The sequence below is a fragment of the Paenibacillus glucanolyticus genome (assembly GCF_037333485.1).
Taxonomy (GTDB): domain Bacteria; phylum Bacillota; class Bacilli; order Paenibacillales; family Paenibacillaceae; genus Paenibacillus_AQ; species Paenibacillus_AQ glucanolyticus.
On the sequence record NZ_CP147845.1, the window covers coordinates 5,030,384 to 5,056,086 of the forward strand.

21 protein-coding genes and 1 other annotated feature are annotated in these 25,703 nt (G+C 50.6%); all 21 genes read right to left on the bottom strand.

The annotated features are described in order from the left end of the window. Position 1: 1 nt before the first annotated feature. Positions 2 to 1,036: a rod shape-determining protein gene (locus tag WDY75_RS23675; RefSeq protein ID WP_036641401.1), complete on the bottom strand. Its 1,035-nt coding sequence runs from the start codon at positions 1,034 to 1,036 to the stop codon at positions 2 to 4. Between the two features lie 38 nt (positions 1,037 to 1,074). Next, entirely contained in the window at positions 1,075 to 1,764 is a 690-nt protein-coding gene (gene radC, locus WDY75_RS23680; RefSeq protein ID WP_006208802.1) for a RadC family protein, read from the bottom strand. Between the two features lie 85 nt (positions 1,765 to 1,849). Further along, entirely contained in the window at positions 1,850 to 2,461 is a 612-nt protein-coding gene (locus WDY75_RS23685) for a Maf family protein (protein WP_006208801.1), read from the bottom strand. A 25-nt stretch (positions 2,462 to 2,486) separates the two neighbouring features. After that, the gene (locus WDY75_RS23690) at positions 2,487 to 2,729 is read right to left on the bottom strand and encodes a DUF4321 domain-containing protein (RefSeq protein ID WP_006208800.1); all 243 of its coding nucleotides are present in this window, start codon (positions 2,727 to 2,729) and stop codon (positions 2,487 to 2,489) included. A gap of 127 nt (positions 2,730 to 2,856) precedes the next feature. Then, positions 2,857 to 4,173, bottom strand: a complete 1,317-nt coding sequence (locus WDY75_RS23695) for an SPOR domain-containing protein (protein ID WP_036641431.1) — start codon at positions 4,171 to 4,173, stop codon at positions 2,857 to 2,859. 208 nt (positions 4,174 to 4,381) lie between these two features. Then, the gene (gene murC / locus WDY75_RS23700; RefSeq protein WP_006208798.1) at positions 4,382 to 5,758 is read right to left on the bottom strand and encodes a UDP-N-acetylmuramate--L-alanine ligase; all 1,377 of its coding nucleotides are present in this window, start codon (positions 5,756 to 5,758) and stop codon (positions 4,382 to 4,384) included. 6 nt (positions 5,759 to 5,764) lie between these two features. Further along, entirely contained in the window at positions 5,765 to 7,141 is a 1,377-nt protein-coding gene (locus WDY75_RS23705) for a folylpolyglutamate synthase/dihydrofolate synthase family protein (RefSeq protein WP_172964070.1), read from the bottom strand. Positions 7,142 to 7,174: 33 nt separating this feature from the next. Beyond that, positions 7,175 to 9,844 (bottom strand): valine--tRNA ligase, encoded by a 2,670-nt coding sequence (locus WDY75_RS23710; RefSeq protein WP_063478864.1) that lies wholly within the window; start codon positions 9,842 to 9,844, stop codon positions 7,175 to 7,177. Between the two features lie 111 nt (positions 9,845 to 9,955). After that, positions 9,956 to 10,252, bottom strand: a binding site (T-box leader). A gap of 243 nt (positions 10,253 to 10,495) precedes the next feature. Beyond that, positions 10,496 to 11,854 (bottom strand): LysM peptidoglycan-binding domain-containing protein, encoded by a 1,359-nt coding sequence (locus WDY75_RS23715; RefSeq protein ID WP_082834311.1) that lies wholly within the window; start codon positions 11,852 to 11,854, stop codon positions 10,496 to 10,498. A 170-nt stretch (positions 11,855 to 12,024) separates the two neighbouring features. Further along, positions 12,025 to 12,927, bottom strand: a complete 903-nt coding sequence (locus WDY75_RS23720; protein WP_063478862.1) for an RluA family pseudouridine synthase — start codon at positions 12,925 to 12,927, stop codon at positions 12,025 to 12,027. Next, the gene (hemL, locus tag WDY75_RS23725; protein ID WP_063478861.1) at positions 12,924 to 14,219 is read right to left on the bottom strand and encodes a glutamate-1-semialdehyde 2,1-aminomutase; all 1,296 of its coding nucleotides are present in this window, start codon (positions 14,217 to 14,219) and stop codon (positions 12,924 to 12,926) included. The genes WDY75_RS23720 and hemL overlap by 4 nt, the downstream gene beginning before the upstream one ends. Positions 14,220 to 14,252: 33 nt before the next feature. Then, on the bottom strand, positions 14,253 to 15,254 hold the full coding sequence (hemB, locus tag WDY75_RS23730) for a porphobilinogen synthase (protein WP_006208792.1): 1,002 nt from the start codon (positions 15,252 to 15,254) through the stop codon (positions 14,253 to 14,255). A gap of 51 nt (positions 15,255 to 15,305) precedes the next feature. Continuing rightward, positions 15,306 to 16,862 (bottom strand): uroporphyrinogen-III C-methyltransferase, encoded by a 1,557-nt coding sequence (gene cobA, locus WDY75_RS23735; RefSeq protein WP_006208791.1) that lies wholly within the window; start codon positions 16,860 to 16,862, stop codon positions 15,306 to 15,308. A 4-nt stretch (positions 16,863 to 16,866) separates the two neighbouring features. Next, on the bottom strand, positions 16,867 to 17,823 hold the full coding sequence (gene hemC / locus WDY75_RS23740; RefSeq protein WP_036641390.1) for a hydroxymethylbilane synthase: 957 nt from the start codon (positions 17,821 to 17,823) through the stop codon (positions 16,867 to 16,869). Positions 17,824 to 17,825: 2 nt separating this feature from the next. Beyond that, on the bottom strand, positions 17,826 to 18,482 hold the full coding sequence (locus WDY75_RS23745; protein ID WP_063478860.1) for a bifunctional precorrin-2 dehydrogenase/sirohydrochlorin ferrochelatase: 657 nt from the start codon (positions 18,480 to 18,482) through the stop codon (positions 17,826 to 17,828). 7 nt (positions 18,483 to 18,489) lie between these two features. Then, entirely contained in the window at positions 18,490 to 19,320 is an 831-nt protein-coding gene (gene ccsA / locus WDY75_RS23750) for a cytochrome c biogenesis protein CcsA (protein ID WP_036641385.1), read from the bottom strand. Between the two features lie 18 nt (positions 19,321 to 19,338). After that, the gene (gene hemA / locus WDY75_RS23755) at positions 19,339 to 20,745 is read right to left on the bottom strand and encodes a glutamyl-tRNA reductase (protein ID WP_036641382.1); all 1,407 of its coding nucleotides are present in this window, start codon (positions 20,743 to 20,745) and stop codon (positions 19,339 to 19,341) included. A 337-nt stretch (positions 20,746 to 21,082) separates the two neighbouring features. Next, positions 21,083 to 21,481: an adenosylmethionine decarboxylase gene (gene speD, locus WDY75_RS23760; protein ID WP_006208786.1), complete on the bottom strand. Its 399-nt coding sequence runs from the start codon at positions 21,479 to 21,481 to the stop codon at positions 21,083 to 21,085. A 357-nt stretch (positions 21,482 to 21,838) separates the two neighbouring features. Continuing rightward, positions 21,839 to 22,429, bottom strand: coding sequence for a hypothetical protein (locus WDY75_RS23765; RefSeq protein ID WP_006208785.1), 591 nt, complete (start codon positions 22,427 to 22,429; stop codon positions 21,839 to 21,841). Between the two features lie 214 nt (positions 22,430 to 22,643). Continuing rightward, positions 22,644 to 23,288, bottom strand: coding sequence for a ribosome biogenesis GTP-binding protein YihA/YsxC (gene yihA / locus WDY75_RS23770; RefSeq protein WP_063478859.1), 645 nt, complete (start codon positions 23,286 to 23,288; stop codon positions 22,644 to 22,646). 17 nt (positions 23,289 to 23,305) lie between these two features. After that, a complete protein-coding gene (gene lon, locus WDY75_RS23775) occupies positions 23,306 to 25,642 on the bottom strand; it encodes an endopeptidase La (protein WP_006208783.1) in 2,337 nt (778 codons plus the stop codon). Positions 25,643 to 25,703: the final 61 nt, after the last annotated feature.

Here is a 25,703-nt window from a genome sequence, read left to right on the forward strand (position 1 = left end):
TCTACCTTCTAGAACGGACGGCAGAGCTGCTCCGGGATTTAAACAGATGAATGTTCTCGAGCGCTTTGCCTGTACCGATTGCTACACAATCCAGCGGATTCTCGGCAACAATCACCGGCATGCCCGTCTCTTCGGCAAGCAGTTTGTCCAGGTTACGAAGCAACGCGCCTCCTCCTGTAAGTACAATTCCACGATCCATAATGTCCGCAGCAAGCTCGGGAGGACATTTCTCCAGGGTTACCTTAACCGCTTCAACGATAGCATTAATGGTATCTGCCAGTGCTTCACTAATCTCATCTGAAGTAATCGTAATGGTCTTCGGCAGGCCCGTAACCAAATCGCGGCCGCGGATTTCCATCGTTTCCACCGTCTCCAGCGGCATAGCAGAACCTACTTCCATCTTGAGCTGTTCGGAAGTACGTTCACCAATCATCAAGTTATATTGACGTTTGATATACGAAATAATAGACTCATCCATCTCATCGCCCGCAACACGTACGGAACGGCTGGTTACAATACCACCGAGCGAAATGACAGCCACTTCGGTTGTGCCTCCGCCGATATCAACAACCATGCTGCCTGTCGGCTCCCATACAGGCAAGTCCGCACCGATTGCAGCCGCGAATGGCTCTTCAATGGTGTAAGCTTCGCGTGCGCCCGCTTGCTTGGTAGCATCTTCAACCGCACGCTGCTCAACCGCTGTAATACCGGAAGGAACACATACCATCACATTCGGATGACGCGGGAATATGGAACGCTGCTTCTGCGCCTGACGAATAAAGTATTTAATCATTGTAGCCGTAGTATCAAAATCGGCGATGACGCCGTCTTTCATCGGGCGGATCGCACGAATGTTGCCCGGTGTGCGTCCAATCATCTTCTTAGCCGATTCTCCTACTGCTTCAATGCTCTTTGTATCTGTACGCAGAGCAACCACGGAAGGCTCTCTAACGACAATTCCTTTCCCACGAACATAAACCAGCGTATTTGCCGTCCCCAAATCGATTCCCAAATCTTTCGTAAAACCACCTAACATGATGTATCTCCCTTTCTTCGTCAATCTGAACTATTATATTACATCAGGCCCCGTTCCTTCAAACTTACAAACGATCCATCCCCTATGATCAGATGATCCAGCACTTCGATCCCGACAATTTGTCCTGCCTCCACTAAGCGTGTAGTCAGCGATATGTCTTCCGGGCTGGGCGTCGGATCTCCGCTAGGATGGTTATGCGCACACACCAGGGATGCACTGCTGCATTTGATGGCTGCTCTGAACACCTCGCGGGGATGAACGATGGAAGCGTTAAGGCTCCCCATCGATAACGTTTCCTGGGCAATGACATGATTTTTCGTATTTAAAAATACACATACAAAATGCTCTTTCTGTAAATAGCGCATCTGTTCACTGAGCAGTTCTGCCGCGTCATGCGGACTGCGAATAATAACTGGCTCTACATGTCTCGATGCGGCCAAGCGCCGTCCAAGCTCAATGCCAGCCTTCAGCTGAACAGCCTTAGCGGTTCCAATTCCTTTAATTTGCGTAATTTCCTCAATGCTAAGATCCACGAGCTGCCGAATACCGCCTGCTTCCCCCAGCAGCCGCTGGGCTATATGTACGGCAGATTCCTGGCGGGTCCCGGTCCGAAGCAATATCGCCAGCAATTCTGCGTGGCTTAAAGCGCTCGCCCCATACTGCATCATGCGCTCTCTTGGTCGTTCATCATGGGGGATGTCGCGCAGCAATAGCGTTGGCGACTCCATATATTCCCCTCTTTTCTAAGATTTAAATCAGCAGGCCAGCCAAACCTAAGGATATCCCTATAGTCCGGATGCCGTTGTTCTATATCTATGAATCGGTTAGTACATCCATCCCCATATCAGACAGCATGTCCGAGAGCAAAGAAAGCGGCAGACCGACTACGTTAAAATAGTCGCCTTCGATTCCTTCCACGATGGTTGCACCCAGGCCTTGAATCGCATACGAGCCTGCTTTGTCAGCAGGTTCCCCGCTCTTTACATAAGCCGCGATCGCGTCATTGCTTAACGATTTCATCTTTACGGTTGTCACACGGTGAGAAACCTGATTACGACCTGATCTCAGATCGACACAAGCCACACCCGTGTATACGAAGTGAGCCCGTCCTTGAAGCATGGACAACATCCTTGCCGCGTCAGCCTGATCCGCCGGTTTCCCAAGAACATGATCATCTACAACTACAATCGTGTCGCTTCCCACAATGATACCATCTTCCGGATCATCCGTCAGCTTGCGCAGTACCGCTTCCGCTTTACGCAGTGCCAGTGATTCCACAATTCGCTCTGGCGACCACCCTTGCGGGGTGTCCTCATCTGCTTCACTGGGCATAATCTCAAAAGGGATACGAAGGGAGGCAATCAATTCCTGACGCCGAGGAGAGGTGGAAGCCAAAATAATACGGCGGTTTCTCTTCTCATTCAAGGGGGATAATCTCCTTTGTCATGTCTTAGAGTCTGCGGTACAGCCAAACGGCAGCAATAATGCCAAGCAGGCTGAGCAGGCAAACTTTAAGTTCAAGGTTAATGTCATAACGAATAATGTCAAAATCAGCTTGAGGCGACCACTTGATTGATGTGGAAGACGTTAGAAAGGACAGGGCTTTAACAGGCAGAAGCGCCTTGGCAAGCCATGATCCGGTCAGCCACCCGAGCAGCAAAAACAAGATGAGCATTCCTTTGTTTTTCTTCATGCATCCTCTTCCCTCGCCATATTTTGACACCCTAATTATTATACGGTGAATCGATAAGCAATACAAACAGAAATCCGGCATGGGGAACTATTTCCAATTCCACGCCGGATTTTACGTTAATTTGAATTTATAGGCCATCCAGGAGTTTCTTTTGACCCATGACATAGTTCATCATGCCTGTTTGAATCTCCCACAAATGCCCCTTGGATTGATTTTTGTTATATTCAGAGAGCGCTGTGATCGAGCTGTTCATCGACTGCTGCATGGCCGGCAGCACAGCCCCGGTCTCAGGACCCAATCCTGCCGAAAGCTGCTGCACCGATTGGATCCACTGCTGATGCAGATTCGTGATGGTGTTCATATGGTCTGCCGCAACGGCTCCCGCCTCCTGCATCCCCAACAGGGATGCCGAAAGTTTGCTAAGCTCCGATACCAGCTTGCCGCTTATCGTAAAATAGTCCGTCAACGTCTGCTCTTCACCGCTAAAAGAGGCAGACTCTAATTGAGGCAGCGATATCTCTCTTACATATAATTCAACGCCTTCAGCCTTCAACTGATTGCTGAGCAGCTTGGCCTGCTCGCGGTCCGGTGAGATGCCTGCATAAACGCGGTTCTCCTCATCCAGGTCCCCTCCCGCTGCAATGCCCGATTGCAGCAATTCCCCCTTCGCTTGCTCCGCCCGCTCCGGCGTGCTGAATACGCCGTATTGGAGCATATAGAAGGCTTGCCCCGGGAATTGAAGCGCCGTTTGGGGCAGATCAGACGACAAGGGCGTCACCGTTCCTTCGGATGGATCAGCCGGTGTTTGATTGACTACGTCATTACCTTCAATCTGCTCGGAAACCGTGTCCTCTCCCGCGCTCCCGCCGTTAAACATGGACAAGACCATGTATCCGAACAACAAACCCGTAATAACAGCTGCGGACACAGAAACAGCCATCTTCCAGAAGGACGTTGGTTTGCGCGAACGATAATAACCGTAATCATCGGCAGGAGAATCATATAGACCGGATTCCGGTCCAAGATCCCAGTTGGAATTATTCGTCCCGCCGTCCCGCCCCCCGGAATAATCGTGCTCGTGGGGATGGTGGAGATCCTCATCCAGTTCCGGATATGTATCTGTATACTCAGGGGTATCACTCTGATACCAGCTGTTTGAATGATCGAGCCGTCGTCTCTCCTCAGCCAGTCGCCCCTTGGTCCGGTTATTACGCGATTGCCGCCAGTCTTGATCGTTTACGTCGAAGGCATGCCCGTCCTCCTCTTCCTGCAGCGGCGGTACAATGCGGAGGTGATCCTGTTTGGAAAGATTGGGGTCATAGACTTGATCCTTGTGTCCTGATGAAACCCTTTGACTCAAATCGCGTTCCTCATGCAAAGGTTCTTTGCTCCGATCCTTGGGCGGATCGTGATCGAAACGAATCGTCATCCGTGCTTTGTTCATATCCACACACCTCACTTGTCCTTCTACACCTAGCTATATGATCAAGCTTGGCAACTTATGAGTGTGCAGATAAAACAAACGGGCTAATCAGGAGATAATCCCGATTAGCCCGCTTCAAAGTACGACATACAGCCGTGCCTTCACTCAGACAACTGAGCAATCCCCTGATGCGGTGAAGCAGCAAGAGATTGTGCGCAAGAAAGATAAATCACTTCTTGCCTTTAATGGAATCTGCCAAGGCAGCTCCAACCTTCCATATATCGCCTGCGCCCATCGTGAGCACAAGATCGCCTTCCTTCACACGGTCTTTGAGATCGTTCAAGACGTCTTCCTTGGTAGGCAAATAACGAGCACCCGCATTGCTGTTCTGGACAATCAGCTCCACCAATTTTCCAGAGCTGATACCCTCGATCTGCTTCTCGCCGGCAGGTGAATAAATGTCGGTAATGATCACTTCATCCGCTTCACTAAACGCGCGGCTAAACGCATCCAGAAGGAAAAAGGTCCGCGAGTACCGCTGCGGCTGGAATACGGCGATAATCCGTTTACCCGTAGCTTTTGCAGCACTGATCGTTGCCTCTATCTCCGTCGGGTGATGCGCGTAATCGTCAATTACCAGAATGCCATCTGCTTCGCCAAGCACCTGGAAGCGGCGTTTGGCTCCATTGAATTTGACGATAGCCTCTACAATCGCTTCAAACGAGATTCCGCCCTTCAAGCAGCAAATCACCGTCGCCATTGCATTGTAGACATTATGTTTACCTGGTACGGACAGCTCCACAGTTCCAAGCTCCATTCCGTTATGAAGCATCATGAAGCTAACTTGCCGGTCTCCCAGCACCAGGTTGGTTGCCGTATACTCCGCATCCGAATGAATGCCGTATGTCGTTACGTTACACTTGAGATCAGGCAAGATGGCCTGAATGTTATGATCATCCGCGCAGACCACGGCCGTGCCGTCTGGCTTGATCTGGCTGAGGAACTGCACATAAGCAGCCTTAAGGCGATTGAAATCCCCCTCATAGTTCTCCAGATGATCAGCCTCTATATTCAGTACAACGCCCAGCCACGGATGATATTGAAGGAATGAACCGTCGCTCTCATCCGCTTCGGCCACCACATGCTCGCCCTCACCGGCTTTGGCATTCGTGCCAACGTTCATAATTTCCCCGCCGATGATAAACGTCGGATCAACACCGCATTCCTCCATCACAAGCGCAATCATGGACGAGGTAGTTGTCTTGCCGTGTGCGCCTGCTACCGCAACCCCTTTTCGTTCGTTCAAAAGACGTGCCAGCATCTGCGCACGGTGCAGAACAGGAATGTTCAGCTTCTCGGCTTCCACCCGCTCCACATTGTCTTTGGACAAAGCCGTTGAGTAAACCACAAGGTCTGCACCCTGGACTTGCTCTGCGGTATGTCCAATGTATATTTTGGCGCCCTTGGCCGCCAGCTTTTCTGTCAATTCTTGCGATGCCACGTCAGAACCCGTGACTTTGTAACCCATCTCCAGCATGACTCGTGCAATGGCGCTCATCCCGTAGCCGCCAATTCCGATAAAATGAACATGTTCTGATGTATTCAACAGATATCACCAACCTTTTTCAGAATCGGAAAGGCCCAGGAGGTTGGAACGCACGTCGGCAATCAGGTACAACGTGCCCGACACCACCCCAAGATCCTCCGCTTCCGTCCGTGACTTCAACTCTTCAAGTGCGTTTTTCCAATTTGGTTCTATGATGATTTGCAGTGTGTGTTTGGCATATTTCTCCCTTACCTGCTCTACGATGTCACCAAGCGCCTTGGCGTCCAGTTTCTTCCGGAAATCCGGTTCAGTCAGGATAAGCGTATCCACTATTGGCAGTATATGCTGCAAATACGATTCATGATGCTTATTTGCCAGTATTCCCATCATTAAGTTCAGTTTCCGGTACTTATAGATCTGCGGCAGGCTTTTAGCCAAGGATTCAGCCCCTTCGGGGTTATGCGCGCCATCGAGAACAATTCTTGGAGAAGACAACACCTGTTCCAGTCTTCCCGCCCAGAAAGTCTCTTTAAACCCGGTACGCAATTCTTCCTCATCCACGATAAAGGCCATATACTGACGAAGCACTTCCAGTGTCATCATGGCAAGCGCGGCATTGGCGCATTGGTGCTCACCCAGCATCGAGATGGCAAGATCCATATCCCGAAACGGTCCGTGGAAATGGAAGACCTGACTTTCCTCATCCCCATGCAATCGTGCATAAGAGAATTGATCATTGACGAGATACAGGCTTGTGCGGTTTTTCTCCGCCGTTTCCTTCAAAATTTCGACGGCTTCCGGCTGAGTTACCGTACTCACCACAGGGACTCCAGGCTTGATAATGCCCGCCTTCTCCCTGGTGATCTCCTGAATGGTATCGCCCAATACGTCGGTATGATCCATTCCGATGTTCGTGATCACCGAGATGATAGGGTGAACAATATTGGTCACATCAAGCCGACCGCCAAGCCCCGTCTCCCATACCACGACGTCCGGATAAACAACCTCGCCATAATACAGTATCGCTAGTGCCGTGGACACCTCAAACATTGTAGGCGACCCCAGCCCCGTCTCTGTTACTTCAGCCACAAGCGGCTGCAGTCGATTAGCGAGCTCAAGCAGCGTCTGTTCCGGTATGTCCTCGCCGTTAAACTGAAACCGATTGGTAAACTTCGTAATATAGGGAGAGGTATAGGTACCTACCGTGAATCCCCCTTGAAGCAGCACTTTTGTTAAAAAAGCGCACGTCGAGCCTTTACCGTTCGTTCCAGCCACGTGAATAAATTTTAAACGACGCTCTGGATGGCCAAGCAGCTCCATCAATCGCAGAATTCTATCCATGCCAGGGCGGATTCCAAACGGAATCAGCCCATTAATCCAAGCCACCGCTTCCTCATAGGTTTGGAACGGAGCCGCCACTGCAGCTGCCGATTGATCACCCATCGCTCTCACCTTCTGGTCCAGATTCATCTTGCTTCAGCCTCTCAATTCTTCGATGCGTGCAATAACTTTACTGCGTTTGTCTGAGTAATCCACAAGCTTCGCGCGTTCTTCTTCAATCACCTTCTCGGGTGCTTTCGACACGAAGCCAGGATTGTTCAGCTTCTTCTCCACACGCTCGACTTCACTGTTCAAGTGCTGAATTTCTTTCTCCAGACGCGTGATTTCTTGAGCGATATCAATCAAACCGGAGAGTGGCAAATACATGTCAACCCCTGTAACCACGGCGGTCATGGCTTTATCTGGCGCCGTCAGCTCAAGTGAGGATTGATACTCCGACGTGTTGCAGAAGCGGCGGATATAATCCGCATTGCGATCGATGATGCTGGCGATCTGCCCGCTCACCGGTTTTAGTTGCAATTCAACTTTTTTGCTCATCGGTACGTTCACTTCCGCCCGGATGTTACGTACAGCGCGGATAACATCCATGAGCAGGTTCATTTCGGTAACGGCTTCCGTGTTCTCGAATGCCGGATCATAGGTCAACCATGAAGCCAGCATAACCGTCTCTCCCTCATGCGGCAGATGCTGCCAGATCTCCTCGGAGATGAACGGCATGAACGGATGGATTAGACGCATCGTGCGGTCCAGAACATAAGCAAGCACCGATTGCGTCTTTTTCTTGGCCGCTTGATCTTCCCCGTACAGGGACAGCTTCGCAAACTCAATATACCAGTCGCAGAGATCATCCCAGATGAAATTGTAGAGCAGTCGACCGGTTTCGCCAAATTCGTAGGCATCAATTAGACGCGTAATGTCGCGGGAAGTTTCGTTCAGGCGGTGCAAAATCCACCGATCCGCCGTTCCCAGCTCACCGGAAATGTCGATATCTGCGGCGGTGAAGCCTTCCAAATTCATGAGCGCAAAACGCGATGCATTCCATATTTTGTTCGCAAAGTTACGAGCCTGCTCCACGCGTTCCCAGCGGAAACGAAGATCCTGACCCGGCGTGCTGCCCGTTGAGATCATATAACGCATGGCGTCTGCGCCGTACTGCTCGATAACTTCAAGCGGGTCGATGCCGTTGCCAAGCGACTTGGACATCTTGCGGCCTTCGCTATCCCGAACCAGGCCATGAATCAGGGAATCCTTGAACGGCATTTGATCCGTAAATTCGAGCCCCTGGAAGATCATCCGTGATACCCAGAACGGAATAATGTCGTAACCTGTTACGAGAACGTTGGTCGGATAATAACGTTTAAAATCCTCGCTGTCCAGATCCGGCCAGCCCATGGTCGAGAACGGCCAGAGCGCCGAGCTGAACCAGGTATCCAGCACATCCTCATCCTGTCTCAGATCATCCTTGCCAAGCTTCGCACGCGCTTCCTCTTCATTCATGGCAACAACCACTTCACCGGTGGACTCGGAATACCATGCCGGGATCCGGTGGCCCCACCATAATTGACGAGAGATACACCAGTCGCGTACATTCTCCATCCAGTGCAGGTAGGTTCGCTCAAACCGGTCAGGCACAAAGTTAACGCCCTTGCCGGATTTCTGCGCCTCTACGGCTGCCTGTGCCAGCGGCTGCATGTTAACAAACCATTGCGTGGACAGGTAAGGCTCAACCACCGCGCCGGTTCTTTCACTGTGACCAACCTGATGCACGTGATCTTCAACTCGAAGCAATACACCCGATTCCTTCATGTCATTCACGATTTGCTTGCGGCATTCGCTGCGGTCAAGACCTTGGTACTTGCCGGCAAACTCGTTCATCGTACCGGACTCATCCATCACCGTAATTTGCGGCAGGTTATGTCGCTGTCCCATCTCAAAATCGTTCGGATCATGCGAAGGCGTAATTTTAACGGCTCCGCTGCCAAAATCCTTCTCCACATACTCATCGGCAATAACCGGGATTTCCCGGCCGACAATCGGCAGTACCAGCGTTTTGCCAATCATGTCTTTATACCGCTCGTCTTTCGGATGAACAGCTACCGCTGTATCACCGAGCATCGTCTCTGGACGAGTCGTAGCTACGGTAATGAAGCCGCTGCCGTCTTTTAGTGGATATTGCAAATGGTACAAATGTCCATTGACCTCTTTGTACTCCACCTCAATATCGGACAATGCCGTACGCGCGGCCGGATCCCAGTTAATGATACGTTTGCCGCGGTAGATAAGGCCTTTGTCATAGAGCTTAACAAACACCTCGCGAACCGCTTCCGACAAACCTTCGTCCAGCGTGAAACGCTCTCTGGAATAATCCAGCGACAGGCCGATCTTGGACCATTGATCCCGGATCGTATTCGCGTACAGATCCTTCCATTCCCATACCTTCTCCAGGAACTTCTCACGTCCCAGATCGTAACGGGTAACACCTTCCTCGCGAAGCTTCTGCTCCACCTTCGTTTGAGTTGCAATGCCCGCATGGTCAGAACCAGGCAGCCAGAGCGCATCATATCCCTGCATCCGCTTCACGCGAATGAGAATATCCTGCAGCGTGAAGTCAAGAGCATGGCCGATATGAAGCATTCCCGTAACGTTAGGAGGAGGAATCACAATCGTGTAAGGCTCCGCGTCCGGACGTTTGCCAGCTTCAAAGAAGCCGCCTTCCTTCCAGTACGGATACCATTTTTGCTCGGCTGCCTTCGGATCATACGTCGTTGGCATTTCTAACTGGGATTGGTTTTGTTTTTGATCCATATTTTCGTACCTCCGTCACTGTTAATCAGTTTTGCCAACCAGAAATGTTTTAGCCTTGAGAAGCGGCCCATGATAGCATTTTTGGCATGAAACAAAAAAAGCCCCTCGTCCTCAAAGGACGAAAGACTGTTCTCTCGCGGTACCACCTTTGTTTCGTGCTTACGATTGTTTATCAACCGTTGTCCTCCCGTGAAGAACATGAAGGAGCGTCAAGCACGACACTTTACGCAGATAACGGCTGCGGCCGGCGAACCCTAACCAGGGTAGTAAACGATCCCTACTCTAACTCAAGTCCGCAACTCCGGGGCGACTTCGGCAAGCTGGTTCCTGCGGAATCTCACAGCGCTGGGTAGCAATTCCGCTCTCTGAAGGCCATACCTTCCTACTCTTCCCGTTCAACGTTGTTCTAGCTTTTGGAATACCTGTACATATACTATTCAAATATACCGTGGTTGTTGCATATAGTCAATATTTCGAGTGTTTCCGAAGAATTTAAACATCATACCTGTCCAATCCAAATATTATGACTTACTGAAAATACTTCCGTGTTAGCTCCCTCATTTGCTTCCATCCTTGTTTCTGTAAAACAAAAAGCAGACCAAGGATTTCCCACCTTGACCCGCTTTCTTCTTGTACGATGAACCCCCTCGATTACTGGGGAATGTATAAGACCTGGCCTTCTTCGACATTCTGTTCAGACATGCGGTTGTATAACAAAAGTTCCCGCGGCGTCAGTTGATAGCGCTCCGCAATCAGATCGAGTGTCTCCTCACGCTGAACAATGCACATCCGTACCTTGCGGAATGGAGTTTCCTCATGTCGGTTGCCAAGGAAGAGACTTTTCCACTCCACATCCTCGGACGCAGCGGACTCCACCAGCTCTTCGGCTTCTTCTTCCTCGTCCCGAGCGGCTTGGTCCTGATCCTGCACCGTTCTGCTCGATTGAAGCAATGAAGAGAAACCTACGCCCGAAGTACTTGTGGTGCTGTTCTTTGTACTGAAGGCAACTTTCAGCTCCGGCTTCGTCGTGACCTCCTCGGGTTTAGCGGAGATTTCCTCGGCTATATCCTCTGAAGCCTCTGCCCCCTCGGCAAAAACAGGCTGAGCTTCTTCCGTTTCCGATGATTCCAGCACCGGTACGGCTTCCACCTCTTCGCCTTTGCGTTCAACAATGCCTGGGAAATCTGCTGCCGGTTCTTCCTGAACCGTCTCCGGCTGAGGCGTTACCCGCTCGAATTGCCATACACTTGGAATAGACGGCTCAGGCTCAGCTGCCTGAGGGATCGTTTCCGTCTCATTATGTAAGGCATATTCGACGGTGTCCCGGGCTTCCTGATCACTGGAGAAGCCTTCAGCGCCAGCTGGCTCTTCCGCATCCTGAATTTGATTCTCATACTCCGCCCAGGATGCTAAATACTGCTGTGTGCGCGCATCCGTCCCCGACACGTTGGCCCTTGGCTGAGTTTCGTTAAAATAGGGAGGTGAAGCCGAATTTGTATCTTCACCAGCTCCTCCGCCTTGCAGCTGCTCATACGGATTGGCAGTAAACTGCTGCTCGCCGTTCGAATAGAAATTAGGCGTTTCAGGAGCATGTACCACTGTGAATTCCTCATTGGCCCATACCTGATCCCGGGAACCCGGTGCCGCCGCCTGAATTCCTTTGAGAGAAAGAACCCCTGTAATATTCAAGCTGCGCTTGGATAGCAAATCTACATCAAAATTCTCAATCTCAACTGCGATGTCATCCAAAGAAGATACCCGGTTCAGCGGAACCGTGATCTCGACCGGAATCCAGTGCTCGAGCGGCTCGGTTTCTCCTGCTTCAGTGTCACCTTTATACAGGCCTGCGAGAAGCAGATGCCCCCGAAGTGTGGCCTGATCCTGCTGGCTGATCACCTGAATGTGCGGGATCAACTCCGCCTCTTCCAATTCTTCGATTCCCGGCAAATCTTCCGTTAAATTAATACGCTCGTAAATATCAAACCGCAATCCGTAGGACTGGTCAAACACGGGAATGTCCTCCTTTTTGGCATATACTATCCGTGATCTGTTATCACGGCATGAGCCTAAGTTTCGCCACTCAATTTATCTATATGCCGAAAACAGGAGAGCATGACTTTTTTGCGAATTGTTGCGTGAAAGTTACAGATTTATTCAGGATTTTGCAAAATCCTCTACCGTCAGGATCCCTCTATGATTAACTCTCTTAATTCCATCATGTCCTGAGGCCATGGGGCCTGTACCTCGACCCTCTCACCTGTTAGAGGATGATGAAACAGCAAGCGTTCACCATGCAGCGCCTGGCGCGAAAACAGTGCCGGTCCCCCATACAAGGAATCTCCCAGGAGCGGATGTCCCATATGACTAAGGTGAACCCGGATTTGATGCGTACGACCGGTTTCAAGACTGATATTCAACAAGCTGGCCCTCGGGTATACCTCAGAGGAGAGAATATGCGTTATGGCAGCCTGGCCGGTTAATGACACTCTACGGCGGCTTGAGTGATAACGGTCCTTGCCGATCGGCAGGTCGATCACTTTAAGCTCCTGTCCTACCCTGCCCTGTACGATAGCAGCATAAATCCGCACAATCTTCTTCTCTCGCATCGCTTCATCAAGCTTCAGCTGTGCGTATTCATTCTTGGCATACAGCACAGGACCGGTTGTATCCTTATCCAGACGATGAATATGCCGGACCGCCGTATGAATCCCCTCTGCTTCGTAATAAGCGGCTACAACATGATTCAGCGTTGTTTCCTCGCTCTCCTGATCGGGGTGGACGGCCATACCGGCCGGTTTGTTCACGACGAGACAGAACTCATCCTCATGCAATACGTGCAGTTCCTGCCATCTCGGTTCGATGCCGTAATCGCGATAAGGAAAAAGGACCAGCCGAAGCCGGTCCCCTCTCCATTGTATCCCTTGCTCATGGCGCAGCTTGCGATACAGCTTCTCGGGCATTCCGAACGTCTCGAGAAGCCACTTGGCAGCGGCCTGTTCCCGATCCGGCTGGCTCAACAGCACCTTGCCAGGTGTCAGCTCCAGCCATTCGCCCCTCTTACTCCAGTTCCCCTTGTAACTCATAGGCTCTTGAAGGCGCTGCGGTTCGCTTCAATGGTGGCATCGATATCCTCCACCGTATGGGCTGCCGAGATGAACATGCCCTCGAACTGGGAAGGAGGAACGCTGACTCCCTCTTGAACCATGGCCGCAAAATATCGGCGGAACATATCCAGATCACTCGTCTTGGCCGTATCGAAATTCACCACTGGCGTATTCGTAAAGAAAGGACATACCATGGAGCCTATCCGATTAACGGACAACGGGATTCCGAACTCCTTTGCATTGGACTCGAGTCCGGCCTGAAGCCGGGCGCCCCGTTCCTCCAGCTGCTCATAGACTGCTGGCGTCAACAGCTTCAAGGTAGTGTAACCGGCAGCCATGGCCAGCGGATTTCCGCTCAGCGTTCCCGCCTGATAGATTGGTCCTGCCGGAGCAATCTGGTCCATCAGTTCACGCTTGCCCCCGTAAGCACCGACGGGCAAGCCGCCGCCGATCACTTTGCCCAGGCATGTCAAATCCGGTGTGACACCATAACGTCCTTGAGCACAATTCAAATCGACCCGGAATCCCGTCATCACCTCATCAAAAATAAGCACACTGCCGTAATCGGAGGTCACCTTGCGCAAGCCTTCCAGAAATCCTGGAAGAGGAGGAACTACGCCCATATTGCCTGCTACCGGCTCAACGATTACAGCTGCGATCTCTTCGCCAAACCGTTCAAAAGCAAGCTGGACCGATTCAAGGTCGTTATACGGAATCGCAATCGTGCTAACAGCCACGCTTTCCGGTACGCCTGGACTATCAGGCAGGCCCAGGGTTGCAATTCCAGATCCGGCCTTGATGAGGAGGCTATCGGCGTGACCGTGATAGGAGCCCTCGAATTTGATGATTTTGCTGCGTCCAGTGTAACCACGCGCCAGACGGATAGCGCTCATCGTCGCTTCCGTACCGGAGTTCACCATCCGTACAACCTCGATCGACGGAACTCGCTCACAGACAAGTTTAGCCATCTCGGTTTCCAACAGTGTCGGGGCACCGAAGCTTGTACCCTTTGCCGCCGTCTCCTGCAGGGCATCAACGACCTCAGGATGGGCATGACCCATAATAAGCGGCCCCCACGAACCCACGTAATCGATAAAGCTGTTACCGTCAATGTCATATACCCGGCTGCCCTCTCCACGCTCGATATAAATCGGTGTTAAACCCACAGACTTAAACGCACGTACCGGACTGTTCACGCCACCGGGAATATATTGCTTGGCTTCCTCAAAAGCAGAACGCGACAAATCTTCTTTCCGAAAATCTTGGCTCATATTATGCACTCCTTACTCTTTAATCGTTAATGGTTACAGGCTGCGCATCCAGCGTGCCGCATCCTTCGAGAAATACGTAATGATAATATCCGCACCGGCGCGCTTCATTCCTGTAAGCAGCTCCATCACAATCGCCTGCTCACTGATCCATCCCTGCTGGGCAGCCGCCTTGATCATGGAATACTCGCCGCTAACGTTGTAGGCTACAATCGGCAGGTCGAACTGGTCTCTGAGCAATCTGACCACGTCCAGATAAGCCATCGCAGGCTTCACCATCAGCATATCCGCACCTTCCAGCACGTCCGTTTCTGCCTCGCGAAGGGCTTCCCTCACATTGGCCGGATCCATCTGATAGGTCTTCCGGTCACCGAACTGCGGAGCAGAATCGGCCGCTTCACGGAACGGCCCGTAAAAGGCCGAGGCGTATTTAACCGAATAGGACATGATCGGCACATTATAAAATCCGGCATCATCAAGCCCCGCACGGATCGCCTGCACAAAACCGTCCATCATATTGGATGGCGCAATGATGTCGGCGCCAGCTTTGGCCTGGGATACCGCCGTTCGTACGAGCAGCTCCAGCGATTCATCATTCAACACATCGCCGCAGGTGTGCCCGTCACGCTCGAAGGTATGCACCATGCCGCAGTGGCCGTGGTCGGTAAATTCGCATAAGCAGGTGTCCGCTATGACCAAAAGATCCGGGTACCACGCCTTTATGAGACGAGTAGCCTCTTGAACAATACCGTCTTCCGCAAAACCGGATGTGCCTACGCTGTCCTTGGTTTCAGGTATACCGAACAGAAGCACGGCAGGTATGCCTAACCCTGCGATTTCATCCACTTCCTCTTTCAAGGTGTCCAGAGAAAAATGATAGACTCCCGGCATCGACGAAATTTCGTTTTTAATGCCGCTTCCGTAGGTTACGAAGATCGGCTGAACCAGATCCTCTGCATGAAGCACGGTCTCGCGAACCATGCTGCGAATGCCGGCATTTTGACGCAGCCGGCGATGGCGTACGATTGGAAAACTCATGGCGTAATACCTCCAAGTGATGTACTTTTGTTCATGTATATAAAAAGAATATTATTGCGAAGCACGCCGTGGATCGTCCTCGTTCCAGGCACATAGGGCACTTACCAGACTATCCACAGTCGCTTCTTCGGCAAGAAGCGATACGGACAGTCCCGCTTCCTCAGCCGTCTGAGCAGTCAATGGACCAATGCAAGCAATTGCCGATTGTTTCAGTAAGTCGGCAGGATGCGCTACGCCCATTCGCTTCAACAACTGGAACAGATTTGTGACCGTAGAAGAACTGGTGAACGTAACCGCATGGATGCCGCCCTCCTGAAGCAGCTTCAGCAGTTCCTCATCGTCTTCCCCGCACAGCACGTTCTCATAGGTCACGGCTTCGGTCACGTGCAGTCCCATATCCGCCAGCTTCTCCGGCAGCCACCTGCGTCCTAAATCCCCGCGAGGCAGCAGCACATGCTGACCTGGCTGGAGCTCAGAGCCGTAAGCATCAATAAGGCCTTCCGCCTGAAAACGCTCCTTGAGCACCTCGGCTGTAATGCCGTAATTGCCGAGGGCATCAGCTGTAGCCGGACCAACCGCAACGATGCGGGCAGCGGCCAAAGAACGAATATCCCGCCCATTCTCCTTCAAGTGACGGAAGAAAAACTCCACCCCGTTGACGCTGGTGAAGAACACCCAATCATACGTAGGCAGCTTGTCCAGCGCTTGTTGAATTCCGGCAAGTATTTCATCTGAGGAAGGCATTACCGTTTCGATAACAGGGAACTCATAGGGTTCTCCGCCCAAATCCTCAATTTGCGACACCAATGAGCTGGCCTGGCTTCGAGCCCTTGTGACCAGAATCCGCTTGCCGAACAGAGGCAGTCGTTCCGCCCACTTCAGTCGCTCCCGCTGAAGCACAACCTCCCCAACCACAATAACGGCAGGCGGCTGAAAATTCGCTGCCTTGACCTTATCCTCAATGTCTGCCAGCGTTCCCGTCAGCGTATCTTGCTCTGCACGGGTTCCCCATCTAATAAGAGCCACTGGCGTTTCCGGCGATCTGCCGTGCTTGATCAGTTGACGGCTGATATAACCGATCTTGGCCACGCCCATCATAAAAATCAAAGTTCCTGTTGCATGGGTAACCTTATCCCACTGAATCATACGATCCAGCTTCTCCGGACTCTCATGTCCTGTAATGATGGATAAGGAGGAGGCATGATCGCGATGTGTCACAGGAATGCCTGCATAAGCCGGCACACTGATTGCCGAAGTAATTCCCGGCACGATCTCATAGGAAATGCCATGACGGTACAACAGCTCCGCTTCTTCGCCCACTCTTCCGAAGATGGTCGGATCACCGCCCTTTAAGCGGACAACCGTCTTGCCTTCCAGAGCAAAATCAACCAGCAGCTGATTGATTTGCTCCTGTTTCATCGTATGCCGATCCGGAAGCTTGCCCACATAAACCTTCTGCGCCCCGGGCTTCGTCCACCGCAGCAACCGAGGGCTGGCTAATCGGTCATACACCACGACATCCGCCTTTTCAATACATTCCTTGCCTTTAATCGTAATCAGGCGCGCATCGCCCGGACCTGCTCCCACCAGATAAACCTTACCTGCCATCCCCTCAGCCCCTAACTTGTGCCAGAATCTTCTCCGCTCCTTTGGCTTTCAGCTTTGCAGCTACTTCCACTCCGAGCGATTCAGGGTCGGTTCCTTCCGCGCTTTCCTTCAATATGATCTCGCCGTCAGGAGAACCTACCATTCCTGTTAATTGTATAACGTTTTGTTCTCCGCGGGAATCTCCTGTGTCCACATTCTTCAGGATGGCATAAGCCCCAATAGGCACTTGGCATCCACCGTTCAGCTCGCTTAGAAACTTGCGTTCAGCCGCAACGGTTCTTGCGGTGACCTCATCGTTATAAAGTGACAACAGATGCAGGAGCTCCGAGTCATTTTCACGGCATTCAATGCCAAGTGCGCCTTGGCCTACGGCAGGCAGACTGATTTCAACCGGCAAATGCGAAGTGATCCGGTCCTCCCAGCCCATGCGCTGGAGGCCTGCGGTCGCCAGAATGATGGCCTGAAATTCGCCTTCCTCCATTTTGCGAATACGGGAATCGATATTTCCCCTAATCCAATCGATCTGCAGGTCCGGGCGGTATGCCTTAAGCTGACTGGAACGACGCAGACTGCTCGTCCCCACCTTGGCACCTTGAGGCAGGTCATCCAGCGTCGCTCCTTCCTTGGAGATCAAGCAGTCACGAGGGTCCTTTCTTGCCGGCACCGCGCCGGATACCAGACCCTCGGGCAGAACAGAAGGCATATCCTTCATGCTGTGAACAGCCATATCAATTTCCCCGTCCAGCATTGCTTGCTCGATTTCTTTAACAAACAACCCCTTGCCGCCTACTTTGGAGAGGGTGACATCCAGAATGCGGTCGCCTTTGGTGACGATTTTCTTGACGGTAAAGTCATAATCCAAACCGTGCTCCTTCGCTAAACGCTTCAAATCATCGATAACCTGTCCCGTCTGTGTCAGTGCGAGGGCACTTTGTCTACTCCCAACCACAATTGTGCGCATCTTCATTCCTCCTGATTGTTCTCGATCCATAGCTTGATTTTGTCCGAATTCCAGGGTACGTAACCTCCGCGGCGAATCTCGCTCAGGACATCCATGCGATATACCTTGTCGAGCAGCCGCCTGCGTACTTCTGCAGACTCTACCTCTTCCCTAATCATCGAACGCATCCTGTATAACAAATCCAAATAGTCCTCATACTCAGGCCCGAACTGTTCTTCCAGCCGCTCACGAATATCGTGTGAAACCTTCGGCCCCGCTCCCGATGTGGATATAGCCAGCGTAAGCCGTCCCCGACGCATCACGGTCGGATAAATAAACGTTCCGGCCTCGCCGTTACTGGCTACATTGGCTAATATTCCAAGACTGTCGGCATCCTCTGCAATCTTCATGTTGAGCTGGGAATCATCCGTTGCAGCGTGAACCAGAAAAGCCCCGTCCAAATCACTGGGCCTGTACTTTCTGTCCGTCCATTGAAGAACCTTGCTCTTTGCTAAGCGTTGAAGCGCCTCGCTTCTTAATACAGGGCTTACAATATGTACGCTTGCCCCGGCATTAAGCAAGGTGAGTGCTTTGCGCTCCGCCACCTTGCCACCGCCGATAATCAAGCATGAACGTCCTCTGCAATTCAACAGCACGGGTACGTATTCATCATACGCCATTCTGCCATCACACTCCTGACCAACTGTGGAAAGCGGACCACGCATTCAAAAAAAAGTTCAGGATGATAAATCCATACCCGATTAATGCCCATATGGCCGCTTCCCTGCCCGATCTTCTCCATAAACGGCGTTTAACAAAATAAACGATATACATCGCAAGTGCCGTCAGTGTAGACAGTACCTTGATATCCAGAAACAAGGTCCAGCGTCCTGCCATTGCCACCGACATCGCCGCTAAAATGAGCGACGCCACCAAAATAATTGTCCCGGCCATCAGCGCTTTATACGAGTAAATATCCAGTTTCTCCAGGCTTGGCAGCCGGCGCATCGTATCGTTCCACTGCTTGTGCTTCAGCTTCCGATGCAAAAACATATAAATCGCTGCAAACACAGCCCCAACGGTTAATGCAGCAAAGCTGACACTCGCCAGGGCGATATGGACCAGCAGCAGACGATGCTCCGTCTCCCAGCTGTACATGGCGTTGTCTCCTGTCGTGAACCATAACCGATTGATCAGCATGACACTGAACCCTACAAGGTTCATCAGCAGGACGGCGAATTCCGAACGCTTCATGTAGGCCAGCGCAATCGAAGTAATGGATATGCAGAATGCCAGCAGGAAGAGAAAATCAAACAGCGTAAATACCGGAAAGTGAAGATGTCCGCCTTCCATGGCTCGGATGCCGATTCCGGCAGATTGAAAGAGTGCTGTAATGACAAGAAGCCCTGTGCCTATCCGCTTCGCCACCGAATTGCGTGAAATGCAATCCGAGATATAAAACAGAAGGCTCAGGGCATAGATACAAATGCCGGTGATATAAATTATATTTAACAGCATGGGATGAACTCACCCTCCTCAAAGGGTGGCTGGGGCCAGAGAGACCTTAAGCGGTTTCTCTTCTGCCTGCTGATCTACAGCATTCGGTATCCGTTCAGCTTTAACGGGTGCAGCTGCTTTCTTGATGTTGCTGCGGGCTTCCTGCTCCTTCTCTTCGATCAGGCTTTCCAGCGCAAAGATTTGTGAAAAATACTCCAGTGCTTCTCCGCCCTGCTTGCCGCCCGTCATTTCTTTGATCCGGTTAATCGGATCATGCATCATCTGGTTGACAATGCTCTTGGTCAACCGACGAATGACTTTCCGCTGGCGTTCATCCAGTTCCGGAAGCTTGTTGAACAAACTTTCCATCGTTTCTTCATGAATAACATTGGATTTTTCCTGCAAGGCCCGAATCGCCGGTCTGACACCGAGCGTCTTCAGCCATGTGTGGAATGCCTCCATCTCTTCTTGAATCATCACTTCAATCTTCGCTGCTTCCACACGGCGCATTTCCATGTTGGTCTCTACGATGCCTTCCAGATCATCAATGTCATACAAGAATACGTTGGACAGATCGCCAACCGTCGGATCGATATCCCGGGGAACCGCAATATCAATCATGAACAACGGACGGGACTGACGTTTCTTCATGCTCTCTTTAACCCGCTCCGCATTCAGAACATATTCATTAGCTCCCGTTGAGCTAATCACAATGTCGACGTCATTCAGTGAATTTACAGCCTCGACAATTGTGCACGGCGTGCCTTTGAACTTGCGGGCTAACTCCTCCGCACGGCCGAGCGTGCGGTTGGCAACAATCACTTCTGCAGCTCCGTTGGCGTACAGATGTTTGACCGTGAGCTCGCTCATTTTGCCTGCGCCGAGAATCATCACTTTTTTATCGTTAAATGTACCAAAAATTCGTTTGCCCAGCTCAACCGCAGCATAACTGACAGATACCGCACTCTCCCCAATCGATGTTTCGGAATGAGCACGTTTGCCAAGCGTAACGGCCTGCTTGAATAACATATTAAACCACGTACCGGTCGCCTGATTCTTCTGCGACGTCAAAAAAGCATTGCGCACCTGTCCCAGGATTTGCGTCTCTCCAATGACCATGGAATCCAGACCGCAAGTGACCTTAAACAGATGGGAAATTGCCTGTTCGTCTTCATATATATAGAGGTGCTGTGTAAATTCTTCACGATTAATGCCGAACCACTGTTCCATGAAGCTGCGGATAAAGTAGCCGCACATATGAAGGCGGTCTACCACAACATAAATCTCAGTACGGTTGCAGGTAGCGACAATGACGCCCTCCAATACGCTCTTGGTCGAATTAAGCTGCTGTAACGCCTCAGGCATGTCTTCATCCGAGAATGTAAAGCGTTCTCTGACCTCCACAGGCGCCGTGCGATAGTTCAACCCAACAACGACGATGTGCATTGCATGTTCACCTGCCTATTTCTCCGAGTAGTTTTGCCGTTCACAACGGACTGTCTTGACCCTGTTCATTATATCACAGTATGCTGAGCACTCTTGTCTATTTTATGAAATGTTTATGAAATCCCCATACTTCATCATTCCATTCATAAACATTCTTAACTGTTCCGTAATACCTTACTATTGTGGATAGAGAACACTTGATATATACGTGTAATTTCTTCGAAAGCGGCTTTCAGAGGAATACGTTTCGTTTGTTGTCACGCTTACTCGTCTCTTCAAAATAAATAACCATGGAAACATCCATGGTTATCAGTATACACATTTTTTAAGAGGCTAATTAAACGAGCTCAGCCTGTTTCATCTCTGGCGTTTCGACAGTCATTTCGCCGAGTCCGCGCACGAGTTTCTTAGCATAGCATTTTTCAGGTTTCAAAGCGGATACCAGATAGTCAATAGCTAACTGCGGATCTACTGTCTCCCCGCAGGTATAACAGTCAATCGCAGCAAAACCTCTCTCAGGGTAAGTGTGAATCGAGAGATGGCTTTCCGACAGCAACACCAGCACAGTAGCACCTTGTGGTTCAAACTGCTTGGATTGGACGGACAATACCGTTGCTCCACATGCTTCAGCGGCTTCCACCATCTGAGCTTGTAAAAATTCTGCACTGTTCAATAGTTCAAAATCGACTCCCCAAGTATCAACAGCAACGTGTCTTCCGAAAGTTGAGTATTCCATCTTCCGGTTTCCCCCTTCCTAGGAATAAAATGTTTGAAAAATTTCATCCGCTAGGACCTACGTCATTCACTTCCCGAGGGAATAATCTCTCGCAACATTACATGTCCTGAGTGAATCCTGGTTCCTATATTCTTTTCAACGAGATTAAAAATAACATCTATGACGTTTAATTGCAACACCTTTTTTAAAATTAACCCATAAATATTTTACAGCTCAATATATGTGTGTCTGCACAACTTGGTGCCAGAGAACGACCAAATGGATCTTATCATCATTTATATTCATAAACATACAAGAAACAAATGTATACATTTAAAAAAGCGCATAAAAAAAGCCGCCCCTTACGGGCAGCCTTCCCTAGGCTTCTAGCACAAATAACCGTTGATTAAACCGTCGCAGCCGTTCATCTATAGTCTGAGTAATATGTTTATCATTCCCTGCTGCAATCCGCTGGTCCAAAAGCACGTTGATATGGTACTGGATGGATTCAATCTCTTTCTCTGCTTCATTGCTGTTGAAGAGACGCTGCAACTCGCCTGCCGTATTCTTGTACTCATAAATAACAATGCTGTCGCTTCCGGCAATCTGCGTAATTCTGTGCACCGTTCCAGCGTGGTAGTCGTAGCTCATCGTAAAACCGCGATAAATCCGATTCACTCTGCCTGATCCTTTAAAAGCCGCAAACAGTTTGCGTACGGCATTTGTCAGGTGAGGAGTGACCAATCGGCACGACAGCTCACAGACGTACAAGCCATTCTTGCGTTCAAAGGGCAAATGAACTTCTTCCCCGCTTTCATCTTCGAGCACAAACTCCTGCTCTCCGCTATCCATGACTTTTACCCGGTTCGTAACCCGGAAAGCTTGGGTATACTGCAGAAATTGATCCATTTGAACATCCGTCATTTGCATTGTGGCATTAACATATTCTGTGGCTAACCGCTGAGCCATAAAAATCTCCCTCAATTCTTTTAACTTACTACCATTATACAGCAGACCCAGGCGGTCTTTCCTGCCGTCCGAATGAGAATATCCATCATATTTCATAAAAAAACGGAATTAGCCGGAATCAGACTGACATTTCCCACAAGATGCTCACTTTCCTGTAAAGAATGCACCGATTCCCTATATCACCCTTGAAAAAAACATCATCAAACAAACGGGATCAGGCTTGTTCATTGCCTTCAGTTCCCGAATCAAGGGATAACTCTTCCTCTTCGTGCTGAGTCCCCATATGAGACTCCATAATAGCCCATAACTCATCTTTACCCAGTCCGAGCTCAGATGAAAACATCACGAATGAATGATAGGGCTTAAAGCCCAGTGTATCCTTAACGATTTTCACATGCTTCTGACGGCGTGTTTTCGGGATTTTATCCGCTTTGGTTGCAACCACACATACCGGACGGTTGTAATGCTGCAGCCATTCATACATGCTGATATCATCTTTTGACGGCGGGTGACGCATGTCCACGATCAACAGGACAAGCTTCAGCTCTTCCCGGTTAAGCAAATACCGCTCAATCATTTCGCCAAAGGCGGCACGCTGCGTTTTGGACACCTTCGCATACCCATAGCCGGGAAAATCGACCAGATACAGGTCATCATTCACCCGATAATAGTTGAGCTGCTGCGTTTTGCCGGGCGTAGAGCTGGTACGCGCCAGATTTTTACGAGCTATCATACGGTTAATCAGTGATGACTTGCCCACGTTGGAACGCCCTGCCAGAGCAATTTCCGGCAAGGCGTCTTCAGGATATTGGGCAGGTACGACAGCACTGATGACAAAATCGGCTTTCGTAACTTTCATAATTTAGACTTTCCTCTCTAGTGCACTCCCGCTTGTTCAACGAGCGCATGCTCCAGAACCTGATCCATATGGGATACCGGAACGAACTCAACGTCGTTCTTCACGCTGTCAGGTATATCACGCAAGTCACGTTCGTTATCCTTAGGGAGTAATATTTTTTTGTAGCCGGCACGGTGGGCTGCCAGAGATTTCTCTTTCAAGCCACCAATCGGAAGAACGCGTCCCCGAAGTGTAATTTCCCCCGTCATGGCCACATCGCGGGCTACATGCCGTTTGGTTAAAGATGAAATAAGAGCCGTGGCAATCGTAATTCCGGCTGATGGACCATCCTTCGGAATGGCTCCTTCCGGGATATGGATATGAACATCGAGTTTCTCGTGGAAATCCGGATCAATACCCAGCTCCACCGCCTTCGAGCGAGTAAAACTGAAGGCAGCCTGAGCCGATTCCTTCATCACATCACCAAGTTTACCCGTCAGGGTCAGCTTGCCGGTTCCAGGCACCACCGTAACTTCAATGGTCAGCGTCTCGCCGCCCACTTCCGTCCACGCAAGCCCCGTGACCGTGCCCACTTGATCCTCAAGCTCGGCCATGCCATAGCGAAACTTCGGAATTCCGAGATATTCCTTGATATCTTCAGCCTTAATCTCAATAGATTCCGATGCATGGGTCACAATCTGTTTGGCTGCCTTGCGGCACAGCGCTGCCACCTGCTGCTCCAAATTGCGGACTCCGGATTCACGGGTATATTCCCGAATCACCTTCATCAGAGCTTCCTCGTCCAGTATCAGCTGTTCTGCTTCAAGCCCATGCTCGCTCTTTTGTTTAGGCAGCAAATAACGGTTCGCAATCTGCAGCTTCTCCAGCTCCGTATATCCTGGAATGTACAGCACTTCCATACGGTCAAGGAGCGGTCTGGGAATGTTATGAAGCACGTTCGCCGTCGTAACAAACATGACGTTGGACAGATCAAACGGAATTTCCACGAAATGATCGCTGAATGTGTTGTTCTGCTCCGGATCGAGCACCTCAAGCAGTGCTGAAGATGGATCGCCCCGGAAATCGGAAGCCATCTTATCAATTTCATCAAGCAGGAACACCGGATTCATCGAACCCGCTGTTTTCATTCCTTGAATGATACGTCCTGGCATAGCCCCTACATAGGTGCGCCGGTGTCCGCGGATTTCGGCCTCGTCTCTCACGCCACCTAAGGAGACACGTACAAACTTGCGCTCCAGTGAGCGGGCGATGGACCGGGCTAGCGATGTTTTACCGACGCCTGGAGGGCCAACCAAACATAGAATCGGCCCCTTCATCTTCTTCACCAGCTTCTGAACCGCCAAGTATTCCAGCACGCGTTCCTTCGGCTTCTCGAGACCGTAATGATCCTCATCCAGTACTTGTTCTGCTTTGACGATATCCAGATCGTCTTCGGTCTTACTGCTCCAAGGCAGCGCCAGCAGCCAATCGACGTAGTTTCGGATAACGCCGCCTTCGGCAGAGCTTGCCGGCATTTTCTCGAGACGGTCGATTTCCTTCTCTACCTTCTCATGCACACGTTCCGGAAGCTCAAGCTCCTGAAGCTGACTTCGGAGCTCCTCTACCTCCCCGGTACGGCCTTCCTTGTCGCCAAGCTCTTTCTGAATGGCCTTCATCTGTTCGCGCAAGTAGTATTCCTTCTGGGTCTTCTCCATTTGCTTCTTGACCCGCTGGTTGATCTTGCGTTCCAATTCCAGCACTTCACGCTCATTGTTCAATATGTCTAGAAGCTTCTCGAGCCTTTTGCGAACATCAATGGTTTCGAGAATTTCTTGCTTATCCTTGATCTTCAGCGACAAATGACTCGTAATCACGTCTGCCAGACGACCTGGCTCGTCAATATCGGAAACGGCCGCCAATGTCTCTGGTGTCACCTTCTTGGACAGATTGATATAATTTTCAAACTGAGACAGTACGGTTCGCATTAATGCGGAAACTTCAGGGTCATGGTTCTCCTCTTCAGGCAGCTCGCGAGCCATGACCTCATAGTATTCCTCTTGATCCGTATATTCAATAACCTCCGCCCGTTCCATACCTTCCACAAGCACACGTATGGTACCGTTAGGAAGCTTAAGCATCTGGCGTACATTCGCAACTGTGCCAATCCGATAAATATCCTCTTGCGTCGGTTCTTCAATGTTCACTTCCGATTGAGAACATAGGAGAATCAAATTGTCTTCAACCATCGCCTTTTCTAAAGCCTTTACCGATTTCTCCCGTCCTACATCCAAGTGAAGCACCATGCTCGGATAGACAAGAAGACCTCTTAAAGGCAGTAAAGGAAAACGACGACCTTTGAATTTACTGGGTCCCATCGCTTTCGCACCTCCAACGGCTCTCAATGTTGACACTATTCCTATTTTATCAAATCTGCGT